The following is a 13,004-nucleotide window of genomic DNA, read 5'->3' as shown; positions in this document are numbered from 1 at the left end:
AGCAATAATTGTTAACCATCAACATCCAATGGAAAAAACCTTTCAGACTACCGTTCTATCCAACAACACTCACTTCGCTATTTAAGAGGATTGCAAAAAAACCACAAGGGGTATTTATCACGACTGCCTGCCCACAAGTGCCACAATATCTGCAAAATCAGCGTGAAGAAAACCTCGAACCCATTTACAGCAATCCACCTTAGATCCGATAATCGCACACCTCAATCCGGTTAGCACCAACATGACATCCATCTCTTTCGACACCTCTGACGAACAGGAAGTCGAAAATCTTCTGTTTTCACAGATTGCCAGTGATCTCAAAGGGAAAGGCTACGCGGTTATTCCCAACGCACTGCCCGGACTATTGTCGGAAGAACTGTTTGGCCAGATACAATCGCTTCACAGCGATGACTTCAGCGAAGCAGGCGTGGGCCGAAATTGTGATCAAACCCTGAACCGATTTGTCCGACGGGATGCCATCCGCTGGATTGCAGGGGCAACCCTACCGGAGCAGCGTTGGCTGGAGTGGAGCGGTCGACTACAGATTTATCTCAATCGGCACCTTTTTCTTGGCTTATTCTCTTACGAGAGCCATTTTTCACATTACCGTCCAGGGGATTTTTATCGCAAACATCTGGATGCCTTTCGGGGTCAGACCAATCGTCGACTCTCTACCGTGGCTTACCTGAATCCCGGCTGGATGCCAGACGATGGAGGTGAACTGATTCTGTTCGGTGAAATGGGTGAACCGGAAATCCTCCGGGTAACCCCGGCTTACGGCACGCTGGCCATCTTCCTGAGTGAAGTATTTCCCCACGAAGTTTTGCCCACCAACCGACACCGCTACAGCATCGCTGGTTGGTTTAGGGTCAACGGATCTGTCAATGATCGGCTCGACCCCCCGGCCTAGCCCTACGGGAAAGGCGGACTAGATCAAAACCAGATTGTCCCGGTGAATCACTTCTTTATCATCACAATAACCGAGGATATCGAGAATTCTGTCACTGCTCTTGCCAATAATCAGACGACTCTCGGCAGCACTGTAGTTGACCAGACCGCGGGCAACCTCATTCCCGGCCAAGTCAACACAGCGTACCAGATCACCTCGATGGAAATCCCCAACGACCGCTTTCACTCCGACCGGCAATAGACTCTTACCCTGCTCGCGCAGCGCCCGGCAGGCACCCTCGTCCAGCGTCAGTGACCCACGCACTTGCAGCCGGCCGGCCAACCACTGCTTGCGGGCAGCTATCGGCATCTGTTCTGCCAACAGCAGCGTTCCAAGATCTTCCGCCTTTGCCAGTCTGGTGAGCACCTGCTCGTTGCGACCACCAACAATCACTGTGCTCGCTCCCGAACGGGCGGCCAGACGGGCGGCACGCAATTTGGTAATCATGCCCCCCCGGCCCAACGCACCGCCTTCGCTGGCCAGTTTGTCCAGTGCGGGATCACCTGCCCGGCCCGAGGAAACCAGCCGGGCCTTTGGAGAGGTTCTCGGGTCGGCATCATAAAGTCCATGCTGATCAGTGAGAATCACCAGCAAATCCGCATCGATGAGGTTGGCCACCACCGCCGCCAGCGTGTCATTGTCACCAAAACGAATTTCATCGGTAACCACCGTATCGTTTTCGTTAATGATCGGCACCACCCCCAATCCGATCAATGTCTGTAATGTATTGCGGGCATTGAGGTACCGCTCGCGGTTCGACAAATCATCGTGATCGAGCAGCACCTGTGCAGTGTGGCGGTTGAATTGTTGAAACTGGAATTCATAGGCCTGCACCAGGCCCATCTGGCCTACGGCTGCCGCTGCCTGCAACTCGTGAACAGCCGATGGCCGCTTCCGCCAGCCAAGTCGAGACATACCCTCGGCAACAGCCCCGGAAGAGACCATCACCACTTCAATGTCCTGCTCGAGTAATTCTGCCACCTGGGCCACCCAGGCACCGATAGATTCCCGATCGAGACCACGACCATCGGCAGTCAACAGGGCACTGCCTATTTTTACGACCCAGCGGCGGGCATTGCGGACAATTGTTCTATCGTTCATGGCTGGTCTGCTGTCTGGTGGTCCGAATCCTGGTTGAGAGTGGCTGATTTCCGGGACTGAATCGACAACGATTCAGGGGCTATAAACGACTTCCACGTCATAATCATCATCGTCAAAGTCATCGTCCTGGTCATCAGATTTACGACTGCGGCGCAGGGATTCAATTCGGTCACGTGCCTCATACTGCATCTGGTGTTGAACATCCAGTTCCCGACGGGCTACCTCCGGGTCACTGCGTTCAGCCTCCCAACAGGCTTCCAGATACTCGAGAATGTCATCACACAGCTCGGCCGTACCTTCCGCGGACAAGGCAGACACCTGATACACCGGCCCTTCCCAGCCCAGTTGGGCGACCACGTCGCTGCAATATTGCTGGCGCTCCGCCTCGGGCAATAAATCCACTTTATTGAGCACCAACCAACGATCCCTGCTCCACAGAGTCGGGCTGAACTGATCCAGTTCATCTTCAATAATGGCGATATTATCCGCTGGATTTTTTCCATCGGGCGGCATCATATCCACCAGATGTAACAGCAAGCGGGTTCGCGTCAAGTGTTTCAGAAAACGAATGCCAAGACCGGCACCTTCGGCAGCACCCTCCACCAGGCCGGGCACATCAGCAATCACAAAACTGCGATACTTGTGGGGATTGACGACACCGAGATTGGGAACAAGTGTTGTAAAAGGATAATCGGCAACCTTGGGGCGCGCAGCCGAGACAGCGCGAATAAATGTCGACTTACCGGCATTGGGCAAACCAACCAGGCCCACATCCGCCAGTACTTTCAGCTCCAAACGCAGGTTGCGTTCCTCACCCTCTTTGCCGGGTGATGTCTGGCGCGGCGCACGATTGACACTCGACTTGAACCGGGTATTTCCCAGGCCGTGAAAGCCTCCATGAGCCACCATCAGGCGCTGGCCATCATCGGTGATATCGCCGAGCACTTCCTCAGTATCTTCATCAATTACCGTAGTGCCCACCGGCACCTTGAGAACCAGGTCATCACCACCCCGACCGGTACAGTTGCGACTGCTGCCAGATTGACCACTCTGGGCACGATAATCCCGCTGAAAGCGATAATCCACCAGGGTGTTGAGGTTGATATCCCCTTCCAGATAAACCGAGCCACCGTCACCACCATCGCCACCATCGGGCCCACCTTTGGCCACGAATTTCTCACGGCGAAAACTCAGGCAACCGTTACCACCGCGACCGGCATGTACGTGAATCGTTGTTTCATCGACAAATTTCATGACGGGAGTATACCGCGCTCTGAGGGGTTGGGATTAAATAGTACGCCACCGGCAGCACGAACACATACAATCCACTCGATATTCAAATATTCAAACACAAAAAAGCCCCGCCTGGGCGGGGCTTTGCGATAAAGCCAGCCTCAGGCGGTTAGAATATTCACATACTTGCGATTATTGGGACCTTTCACTGTGAACTGTACTTCACCGTCTGCTGTAGCAAAAATGGTGTGGTCGCGACCAATGCCAACATTGTTGCCCGCATGGAACCGGGTACCGCGCTGACGAATAATAATATTGCCCGCTGTGACCTGTTCACCACCGAAACGCTTGACACCCAGTCGTTTACTTTCGGAATCGCGCCCGTTACGGGTACTACCACCAGCTTTTTTGTGAGCCATGACGTTCTCCTATCTGATCTTAACCGGCACTGATGCCCGTGATTTTCACTTCGGTGTACCACTGACGGTGGCCCATTTGCTTCCGGTGATGCTTGCGGCGGCGGAACTTGATGATTTGCACCTTGTCCGCACGACCATGACTAAGCACTTCACCGGTCACCTTGGCACCTTCAAGCAACGGCGCACCAATCTTGAAATTTTCACCATCGGCAACCATCAGCACTTCATTGAAGTCAATATTGCCACCGGTGGGGACTTCCAGCTTTTCGAGGCGCAGGTATTCGCCTTCCTTCACCCGGTGCTGTTTGCCACCACTCTTTATAACTGCGTACATAATATGCTCCGTATTCGCTCATGCCAGTTCGAAGCCTGCAGGAACGATTTCCTCAAGGCCGGTTTTGCGAGGGGCAGGATTTTAAGGGAAAGACCCTGTTACCGCAAGGAAATATTCCATTGTACAGGTGATGTCAGCACCGGAAACTTGACAGTGACAGAGGCCCTCTCTAGGATGCGACGCGCCTATCGTACAAGTCCCGCGTGCATTGGCTGTTTACACCTATCGTTGCTGGCCAGGGTTACGGCATGTTGCCATTCCATAAGGTAGTTAAATCCGAATTTGAACAGGTGAATGAGCTGATCATTCGCCAGCTGCACTCTGACGTCGGGTTAGTGGAAAATATTGGCCAATACATCGTCGACGCGGGCGGCAAACGACTTCGCCCACTACTGGTGTTACTCATTGCGAAGAGCTTTGGCTACCGGGGGACACAACACATCTCACTGGCCGCCATTATCGAGTTCATTCACACCGCCACGCTACTGCACGACGATGTGGTGGACACCTCCAGCCTGCGACGTGGAAGAGCCACAGCCAATGCGCGGTTCGGCAATGCTCCCAGTGTGCTTGTCGGAGACTTCCTCTATTCCCGGGCGTTCCAGATGCTGGTTGCCATCGATAGCATGGCGATCATGCGAATCATCGCCGATACCACCAATATCATCTCCGAAGGTGAAGTGCAGCAACTAATCAATGCTGGCAACCCCGATACATCCGAAGCGGCCTACCTCAATGTCATTCACAAGAAAACAGCTCAACTCTTCGAGGCGGCGGCGCAAACTGGCGCCATCCTGGCAGGGGCGTCGGCCACCCAGGAAGAAGCAGCAAAACATTACGGTTATCATCTTGGAATGGCATTTCAGCTGGTAGATGACGTGCTCGACTACAGTGGTCAGGCGGACGAACTTGGCAAAAATATCGGTGATGACCTCGCGGAGGGCAAACCGACACTGCCTCTGATTTGCGCTATGCAGAGGGGGACGCCAGCGCAGGCCGCGATGATTCGGTCAGCCATTGAGAAAGGTGCCCTGGAACAGCTCGACCAGATTAGTGATGCCATCCATTCGACTGGCGCACTCGACTATACACTCACTTGTGCAGCTCATCATGCAGAACAGGCGAGAGCCTGCCTGGCAGATTTTACAGACTCACCGGAACACCGGGCATTGGCAGAACTCACAGAGTTTGCCCTCCAACGAAAATGCTGACATCCAGCACAGGGATATCTGCCACGAGCATCAATACAATATAGTGTGTGCTCTGATCTGATGGATGAGGATTCATAGGGCAATAATGCCCTCTACGCTCCCCCCTTCTTTTCTGGACTTAATGAGCAAATCCGCTAAAATTCACCGCTTCGATGACAAACCAGCACCGGGTAAAACCGACCAACCAGGACAGTCCACTCAATGACGAAATTCGTTCCACAATCACAGAACGCGTATACCCGCGAGGAAATCGTCGCCTGTAGTCACGGCGACCTGTTCGGTGAAGGCAACGCCAAACTCCCCGCTGACAACATGCTGATGGTGGATAGAATCACCCGCATTCATGCCGAAGAAGGCCGATTTGGCAAGGGCTTGATAACTGCAGAACTGGATATCCATAAAGACCTGTGGTTTTTTGGTTGCCACTTTCATGGCGACCCGGTTATGCCCGGCTGCCTTGGCCTTGATGCCATGTGGCAGCTGACCGGCTTTTTCCTGGCCTGGAAAGGCAATCCCGGCAAGGGACGGGCGCTGGGCTCGGGCGAAGTGAAGTTTTTCGGCCAGGTACTACCAGAAGCAAGCACCGTGACCTACCAGATTGATATTTCGAGAATTGTCGAAAGAAAACTGAAAATGGCTATCGCCGATGGCAGTGTTTTTGTGGACGGCCGCGAGATTTATACGGCGAAGGATCTGCGTGTTGGACTGTTCGAGTCAACTGACAACTTCTGATTTTTTCTACTACAATAGCCGAACCTGACAGTCGGCATAGGTATAAACGATGAAACGTGTAGTAATTACCGGAATGGGGATAGTTTCCTGCCTGGGTAATGACAGAGAAACCGTCACCACAGCGCTAAAGGAAGGGAAATCCGGCATCGTATTCCGGGAAGATTTTGAAGAAATGGGCCTGCGTTGCAACGTGGCTGCCCGGGTCGACCTTGATCTCGCGGAGCTGATTGACCGCAAGATTCTCCGTTTTATGGGCCCCTCTGCGGCATACGGCTATATCGCCACCGAGCGTGCCATTGCCGATGCCGGCCTCAGCGAGGATCAGGTCTCCAATATCCGCACCGGCCTAGTGATGGGGTCCGGCGGCGTATCCGGTGAAATGTTCACCGAAACCATTGATGTCATGCGCGCCAAGGGCATCAAAAAAGCGGGTCCCTACCGGGTAACCCAGATCATGGCCAGCACCGTTTCCGCTTGCCTGGCGACACCATTCAAAATCAAGGGCACCAACTATTCCATCGCCTCCGCCTGTGCCACCAGTGCCCACAGCATTGGTCACGCAATGGAACTGATTCAGATGAACAAACAGGACATTGTCTTTGCCGGTGGCGCCGAGGATATGCACTGGTCAATGGCGGGCATGTTCGATGCCATGGGAGCACTGTCGACCAAATATAACGATACTCCTCAACTGGCCTCCAGGGCTTATGACGCTGACAGGGACGGTTTTGTACCGGGAGTCGGTGCAGGCTGTCTGGTCGTGGAAGAACTGGAACACGCCCTGGCGCGGGGCGCCACAATCTATGCCGAGCTGGTGGGCTATGGCTCCACCTCCGATGGCTATGACATGGTGGCGCCGTCCGGAGAGGGCGCCGCGCGCTGCATGAAAATGGCGATGCAAACCACCCAGGGGGATATCGACTACATCAACACCCATGGCACCAGCACACCCGTCGGTGATTTGCAGGAGCTGAAGGCCATCAGGGAGACTTTTGGCGAAAAAGTACCACCCATCAGCTCGACCAAATCGCTATCCGGGCACGGACTCGGCGCCGCTGGTGTTCAGGAAGCGATTTTCAGTCTGTTGATGATGGAACACAACTTTATCTGCGCCTCCGCCAACATCGACAACCTGGATCCGGAAGCGGCAGACCTACCCATTGTCACCAAACGGGTAGACAAGGCCAACCTGCAGCGTGTCATGTCCAACAGCTTTGGTTTTGGTGGCACCAATGCAACGCTGGTTTTTCAGCGCTACAACGCCTAATTTGCTATTGAAATTATTCTTCACGGGAGAGCTGGTTTGGTTCTTCCGTTATACGACCCAGACGATCAATTGATGGCAACCAGCTCACAGCCCTCATCCACTTCCAGCTTTGCGCCACTCATTGCCATTGTTGATGCCCTCAATGTCATCTTAGCCAGTTTAGTGGCTCACTGGCTCCGCTTTGGCTTCGCAGACATGTCCGCCAAATTTGAAGTATTGACCGGTGGCACAGCACTCCTGCTGGTTTTTGTCCTCACCATTACCGGCGTCTACGACTCATGGCGAGGCAGACGACTTCCTCCCCTCCTCAAACGCTATACTTTCTCGCTACTGCTGACTGTGGCAGTGCTCATGGCCTTTCTGGTTTTTACCAAGACTGCAATCGAGTTTTCCAGGCTCTGGTTAATTTACCTGGTGGCATTAACCTGGTTGGGAGGCACGCTCTACCGTTGCGGGTACCACTTTTATCTGAAACGCCTGCGAAGTGCCGGTAAGAACCTGCGGTCGGTACTGGTCATTACCAGCGATCACCACCACGCCAAGGTACTCTTTGACGAGCGGGAAATGCAGCAGTCCGGTTACCGACTGGTACATCATGTGCATTCCAGTGAAATAGAGCGCTGGGCTCACTCCGGTCAGGTGATAGAGGAACTCAGTAAATATTCGGTCGATGAAGTGTGGCTCGACCTGCCGCTGAGCATGGGAAGGTTTATTAAGGACATTGTCTATGCCCTCCGCCATGTAACGGTGGACATCCGCTTTTTCCCCGACTTTGAAGATATCCAGCTCCTCAACCACAAGGTATCGAGCATCCTCGGTCACTACGCCATAGATATCAGCTGCTCTCCAATGCGAGGCTTTAATCGTACCCTCAAGCGCTGTGAAGACCTGGTGCTGGGCATACTGATCTGCGCACTGGTCACACCTGTCTGCCTGGCAATTGCGCTACTGATCAAATTCAGTTCGCCCGGCCCCGTATTGTTCAAGCAGTATCGTAATGGTCAGGATGGCAGACGCTTCAAGGTTTACAAGTTCAGATCCATGACCGTTCACCAGGAAGCCAATGGTACGGTAACCCAGGCGAAACCCGATGACCCGAGGCTCACCAGACTGGGGGCTTTTCTGCGACGTACCAGTCTCGATGAATTACCGCAGTTTTTTAATGTCGTACAGGGCCGCATGTCCATCGTTGGTCCCAGACCCCACGCCCTGATCCACAATGAGTATTACATGGATCTGATCGAATCCTATATGTGGCGACACAAGGTCAAACCGGGGATTACCGGACTCGCCCAGATCCGCGGTTATCGGGGCCTGACCGACACACTGGAAAAGATGGAGCGACGGGTCGAGTGTGATCTTGAATACATCAACAACTGGTCGCTGTGGCTCGACCTGAAAATCATTACCCTCACGGTGTTCAGCCTCTTTCACAACAAAAATGCCCACTAACCCACCTTACTGAACCAGCTCCCCACTAACCACGCCAATCAACCGGGGGCTTTCCCTGCCTGCCCACAACCGTTAGCATCAGCAAACAACGCCCAGTCATGCACCGTGCTCACTAACAACCAGAATAAGGAAATGCCATGAAACTCTATGACTACCCCGGTGTACCCAACCCGCGACGGCTGAATATCTTCATGGCCGAAAAGGGCATCGATTTTCCTCGCATTGCGGTGGATTTGCTGAAAGGTGAACAACTTACAGAAGATTTCCGAGAGAAAAGTCCCAACTGCGATGTGCCGGTGCTGGAGCTTGATGATGGCACCTGTATCTCCCAGACCAACGCCATTGCCCGCTATCTGGAAGCCCGCCATCCGGAGCCACCCCTGTTTGGCGCCACTGACCAGGAAATCGGATTAGTGGAAATGTGGAACCAGATTTGTTTTACCAACGGCTTTCAGGCAGTGGCAGACCTGTTCAGAAATGGGCCTGACTGGTTTGATGGAAGAGCTCTGGTCGGACCGCACAATTACGACAAAATCCCGGCCCTGGTGGAACGAGGCCGCCAACGCATCATGAATTTCTATGATGACCTAAACCAGCATTTAGCCCACCGTTCCTACCTTGCCGGGAACAATTTCTCCATGGCTGATATCACCGCACTGGTGACCATCGACTTTGCCGAATGGGCAGGGGTAGCCATGCCCGAGGGGCACGAGCATCTTCACTTATGGCACCAGCAGATATCGCAGCGTCCCAGTGTCGTGGCCAACAGCTAAGTACGAGACCTGAGCCAATGACAGGACTGCGCTTCCGAGGTAAACTGTCGTCCTAATTTTAGTCAGTGGAGCAAGGCATGGCTCGGGGTATCAACAAGGTTATTTTGATTGGCAATCTGGGGAAAGACCCGGAAACACGGTATATGCCCAGCGGTGGTGCAGTGACCAACCTCACACTGGCCACCAGTGAAACCTGGAAAGACAAGCAGACAGGCCAACCGCAGGAACGAACCGAGTGGCATCGGGTTGTTTTTTTTAATCGTCTGGCAGAAATCGCTGCCGAATACCTGAAAAAAGGCAGCAAGGTATATATTGAGGGCTCGCTCAGAACCCGCAAGTGGCAAGACCAGAGCGGTCAGGACAAATACACCACTGAAATCGTGGCGAATGAAATGCAGATGCTGGATAGTCGTGGCGGGGCAGGCTCGGGCTCATCAGGCTACGACGATGGCATGCAGCAGCAAGGCCCATCAGGTAGCGGTCAAGGAGGCTACAGCAAACCCCAGCAACAACAGCCACAGCCACCGGGGTCTAGCAATAACAACAACAGCACAGACCCCGGATTTGACAGTTTTGATGATGACATCCCGTTCTGACAAACCAACCAAATCCAATAAAAAAGCCCGCGTAAAAGCGGGCTTTTTTATGCCGTTAAACCGGTGCCTCCAGGGGACGCCCCAGTGCTGACTCCATCGTAGACTGACAGAAAGAATCCTTATCCACTTTAAAGTAGGCAAGCCGGTGTTCCGGCATGATCACCACATCCTGAACACCGGGAACTGGACCGACAAAACGCTCGGCAGCAATCACTTCGCCCGGCATCAATGACACTACCAGGCTTTTCAAATGGGCCGGTTTCTTCATCGTCACCGCAGCGGCCAGCCAGACCAGAATCGACACCGCCACCATCCAGAAAACTTCGGCATAACCAAATCGCCAGGCCACATAACCGCCTGCCAGCCCACCAAAAAAGGCCCCCATAAACTGGCTGGTGGAGTAGATACCCATGGCTGTGCCGCGGCCACCGGCCGGCGCCAGTTTGCTGACCAGCGACGGCAGCGACGCTTCCAGCAGATTAAAGGCCATAAAAAACAGGAATAAACCCACGATAAACCCATAGCGGTGACTGGTATTGGCGGCGAGAACCATTTCGGCTAGAGCCAGCAGAGTAACCGCGCCAATAAACACCGGTTTCATTTTACGGCGCTTTTCCCCAACGATAATAAAAGGCAGCATGCAGAGAAACGACAACCCCATGGTGCCGAGGTAAATCATCCAGTGATCACTGCGGGCCAGACCCAGGCTCTGCTCCAAAAGCACCGGAACTGCCACCCAGCTGGCCATCTGGGCAAAATGCAGGGTGCCAATCCCCAGATTGAGCCGCAACAACTCAGCGTCTTTTAACAACCGGCCAAACATTGCCGGTACCGCTTCTGCTTCCGCATTGTGAAGCAAGGTCACCGGCGTGGGGATCACCAGGGCCAACACGCCAAGGCTCACTACCGACATCCCGGCCGCCAGCCAAAACAACCCGGACAGACCCCATTGATTCGCCAGCACCGGTCCGAGCACCATCGACAGGGCAAACGAAATCCCGATACTGCCCCCAACCAACGCCATGGCTTTAGTGCGATTCTGTTCAGTCGTCAAATCAGATAATAACGCCATGATCGTACTGGCCACTGCACCCGAGCCCTGCAAGGCACGCCCTGCAATCAGGCCCCACATGGAATCAGACAACGCAGCGATAACACTCCCCACAAGAAACAACAACAACCCGCCAGCGATCACCGGCTTTCGGCCTACCCGATCGGAAAGAAATCCCAGGGGAATCTGGAATAATCCCTGGGTAAGACCGTAGATACCCAAGGCTAAACCCGCCAACAAGGCCGAGCTGCCACTGTAGTCGCCAGCGTAGAGTGCCAGCACTGGCAGTAACATGAATAACCCCACCATGCGAAAAGCATAGAGAGAGGCCAAACCTAACAGGCTTTTGCGTTCCAGTGGATTCATGGGAATGACAGCGTTGATATCAGAGGCGGATATTATAAAGGGCGGACAAAGGAATAAGTAGGGAACCAGAAATCTTAGGGCCTCTTATTTTAATCAGTTTCGCTTGTAGATATCTTCAAACCTGATGATATCGTCCTCGCCCAGATATCCCCCAGACTGTACTTCGATGATCTCCAATGGAATAGACCCCGGGTTCTCCAGGCGATGTGTTTCGCCAATAGGGATAAATGTCGATTCATTTTCCGATAGCAGAAATGTCTCTTCGCCCTTTGTCACCAATGCGGTACCACTCACCACAACCCAGTGTTCCGCGCGATGGTGGTGCATCTGTAAGGAAAGCCGCCCACTGGGTTTGACCAGAATCCGCTTTACCTGGAAACGTTCACCATTTTCAATGGCATCGTAATACCCCCAGGGTCGAAAAACCTTGCGATGGGCCTCTGCTTCGGAACGCTTTTGCTCTCGTAACTGATCTACAATCTTCTTGACCTCTTGCACGCGGTTTTTGTCAGCTACCAGAATGGCATCGTCACTTTCGATGATCACCACGTCCCGCAGCCCCATTGTCGCAATCAATTTTTGATCAGCCTGGATAAACGAGTCATGGGTATCCAGTGCCATCACATCACCTTTCAGAGTATTACCGCACTGATCTTTTTCAGATATAGCCCAAAGCGCCGACCATGAGCCCACATCACTCCAGCCACAGTCCATTGGTACCACCACGGCATCGGGAGTTTTTTCCATGACGGCATAGTCGATGGAATCCGCGGGGCAATCGAGAAAAACAGCTCTATCGGGCCTGAGAAAATCGCTGTCTACCGAAGCCGATGACATGGCTTTTTGGCAAACCGACAAAATTTCAGGACTGTGCGCCTGCAGCTCGTCCAGATAACGGCGCGCGCTGAACAGAAACATCCCACTGTTCCAGAGATAGCCGCCCTCGGTCAGATATTGCTCGGCAAGGGCTTTGGCCGGTTTTTCTACAAACCTCGATACTATTTTTGCAGGACCACTACCGACCAAATCACCACACTTTATATAGCCATAACCGGTTTCAGGTGCGCTCGGTACGATACCAAAAGTCACCAGCTTACCTTGCTCGGCAAAGGGCAAGGCGGCGATCACCGCCGCCTGAAATGCATCGACATCCTGTATTGCATGATCTGCCGCCAATACCAGCAACACCGGGTCATCACCCTCCCCGGCATGCTCCAGAGCATAACAAGCTGCCAGCGCCACCGCAGGTGCCGTGTTCCTGCCCTCTGGCTCAAGCAGAATCATGGCCGGATCACAACCTGTCGACCTGAGCTGTTCTGCCACAATAAACCGGTGGCTTTCACCACAAACAAACAAAGCAGGTTGTGTGTCTAACGCTCGCAAACGACCGTAGGTTTCCTGCAGCATAGTGTCATCCCCCAACAGTGGCAGGAACTGTTTTGGATACAACTGTCGTGAGAGCGGCCACAACCGGGTTCCTGAACCACCAGCCATCACAACGGGGACAAGAGACATCACTT

General features: G+C 53.5%; 12 protein-coding genes and 1 pseudogene. 7 read left to right on the top strand and 6 right to left on the bottom strand.

Features of this window, described 5'->3' with window-relative positions; translation table 11 throughout:
* Positions 1-241 precede the first annotated feature (241 nt).
* Entirely contained in the window at positions 242-910 is a 669-nt protein-coding gene (locus AACZ64_RS05290) for a 2OG-Fe(II) oxygenase (RefSeq protein WP_293614154.1), read from the top strand.
* Positions 911-928: 18 nt separating this feature from the next.
* Here the strand turns inward: AACZ64_RS05290 and proB are convergent, their stop codons facing one another.
* The 4 genes from proB to rplU all read right to left on the bottom strand — a co-directional run bounded on the left by proB (position 929) and on the right by rplU (position 4,036).
* A complete protein-coding gene (gene proB / locus AACZ64_RS05285) occupies positions 929-2,050 on the bottom strand; it encodes a glutamate 5-kinase (RefSeq protein ID WP_036859784.1) in 1,122 nt (373 codons plus the stop codon).
* Between the two features lie 72 nt (positions 2,051-2,122).
* Positions 2,123-3,304, bottom strand: a complete 1,182-nt coding sequence (gene cgtA / locus AACZ64_RS05280; RefSeq protein WP_293614155.1) for an Obg family GTPase CgtA — start codon at positions 3,302-3,304, stop codon at positions 2,123-2,125.
* Positions 3,305-3,444: 140 nt separating this feature from the next.
* Positions 3,445-3,702 (bottom strand): 50S ribosomal protein L27, encoded by a 258-nt coding sequence (gene rpmA, locus AACZ64_RS05275; protein ID WP_036859781.1) that lies wholly within the window; start codon positions 3,700-3,702, stop codon positions 3,445-3,447.
* 19 nt (positions 3,703-3,721) lie between these two features.
* Positions 3,722-4,036 carry a 50S ribosomal protein L21 gene (rplU, locus tag AACZ64_RS05270; RefSeq protein WP_036859778.1) on the bottom strand — a complete coding sequence of 105 codons (315 nt, stop codon included), beginning with the start codon at positions 4,034-4,036 and terminating at the stop codon, positions 3,722-3,724.
* A 248-nt stretch (positions 4,037-4,284) separates the two neighbouring features.
* Here rplU and AACZ64_RS05265 point away from each other — a divergent pair, with 248 nt between their 5' ends.
* The 6 genes and pseudogenes from AACZ64_RS05265 to ssb form a co-directional block, all read left to right on the top strand.
* A complete protein-coding gene (locus AACZ64_RS05265; RefSeq protein ID WP_036859776.1) occupies positions 4,285-5,247 on the top strand; it encodes a polyprenyl synthetase family protein in 963 nt (320 codons plus the stop codon).
* 201 nt (positions 5,248-5,448) lie between these two features.
* Positions 5,449-5,979, top strand: a complete 531-nt coding sequence (fabA, locus tag AACZ64_RS05260) for a 3-hydroxyacyl-[acyl-carrier-protein] dehydratase FabA (RefSeq protein WP_036859774.1) — start codon at positions 5,449-5,451, stop codon at positions 5,977-5,979.
* A gap of 49 nt (positions 5,980-6,028) precedes the next feature.
* Positions 6,029-7,246 (top strand): beta-ketoacyl-ACP synthase I, encoded by a 1,218-nt coding sequence (fabB, locus tag AACZ64_RS05255; RefSeq protein ID WP_036859772.1) that lies wholly within the window; start codon positions 6,029-6,031, stop codon positions 7,244-7,246.
* A gap of 36 nt (positions 7,247-7,282) precedes the next feature.
* Positions 7,283-8,698, top strand: coding sequence for an undecaprenyl-phosphate glucose phosphotransferase (locus AACZ64_RS05250; protein ID WP_293614156.1), 1,416 nt, complete (start codon positions 7,283-7,285; stop codon positions 8,696-8,698).
* 137 nt (positions 8,699-8,835) lie between these two features.
* Positions 8,836-9,471, top strand: coding sequence for a glutathione S-transferase family protein (locus AACZ64_RS05245; protein WP_272993480.1), 636 nt, complete (start codon positions 8,836-8,838; stop codon positions 9,469-9,471).
* A gap of 77 nt (positions 9,472-9,548) precedes the next feature.
* Positions 9,549-10,052 (top strand): annotated as a pseudogene (gene ssb / locus AACZ64_RS05240) (single-stranded DNA-binding protein); the annotation flags it as partial.
* A gap of 70 nt (positions 10,053-10,122) precedes the next feature.
* On the opposite strand, the gene AACZ64_RS05235 reads toward ssb, so the two are convergent.
* Complete coding sequence (locus AACZ64_RS05235; RefSeq protein WP_293614157.1) at positions 10,123-11,484, bottom strand: MFS transporter; 1,362 nt, start codon at positions 11,482-11,484, stop codon at positions 10,123-10,125.
* A gap of 93 nt (positions 11,485-11,577) precedes the next feature.
* Entirely contained in the window at positions 11,578-12,999 is a 1,422-nt protein-coding gene (locus AACZ64_RS05230; RefSeq protein ID WP_272993486.1) for a mannose-1-phosphate guanylyltransferase/mannose-6-phosphate isomerase, read from the bottom strand.
* Positions 13,000-13,004 lie beyond the last annotated feature (5 nt).

Source organism: uncultured Porticoccus sp., from assembly GCF_963975625.1.
Classification (GTDB): Bacteria; Pseudomonadota; Gammaproteobacteria; order Pseudomonadales; family Porticoccaceae; genus Porticoccus.
This window is presented reverse-complemented; position numbering and strand designations above follow the sequence as displayed.

Bases quoted from the DNA above. Each gene is read 5' to 3' on its own strand.
- rplU (WP_036859778.1), bottom strand. From the start codon at position 4,036: ATGTACGCAGTTATAAAGAGTGGTGGCAAACAGCACCGGGTGAAGGAA.
- fabB (WP_036859772.1), top strand. From the start codon at position 6,029: ATGAAACGTGTAGTAATTACCGGAATGGGGATAGTTTCCTGCCTGGGT.
- AACZ64_RS05230 (WP_272993486.1), bottom strand. From the start codon at position 12,999: ATGTCTCTTGTCCCCGTTGTGATGGCTGGTGGTTCAGGAACCCGGTTG.
- rpmA (WP_036859781.1), bottom strand. From the start codon at position 3,702: ATGGCTCACAAAAAAGCTGGTGGTAGTACCCGTAACGGGCGCGATTCC.
- AACZ64_RS05265 (WP_036859776.1), top strand. From the start codon at position 4,285: ATGTTGCCATTCCATAAGGTAGTTAAATCCGAATTTGAACAGGTGAAT.
- cgtA (WP_293614155.1), bottom strand. From the start codon at position 3,304: ATGAAATTTGTCGATGAAACAACGATTCACGTACATGCCGGTCGCGGT.
- AACZ64_RS05235 (WP_293614157.1), bottom strand. From the start codon at position 11,484: ATGAATCCACTGGAACGCAAAAGCCTGTTAGGTTTGGCCTCTCTCTAT.
- AACZ64_RS05245 (WP_272993480.1), top strand. From the start codon at position 8,836: ATGAAACTCTATGACTACCCCGGTGTACCCAACCCGCGACGGCTGAAT.
- fabA (WP_036859774.1), top strand. From the start codon at position 5,449: ATGACGAAATTCGTTCCACAATCACAGAACGCGTATACCCGCGAGGAA.
- proB (WP_036859784.1), bottom strand. From the start codon at position 2,050: ATGAACGATAGAACAATTGTCCGCAATGCCCGCCGCTGGGTCGTAAAA.
- AACZ64_RS05290 (WP_293614154.1), top strand. From the start codon at position 242: ATGACATCCATCTCTTTCGACACCTCTGACGAACAGGAAGTCGAAAAT.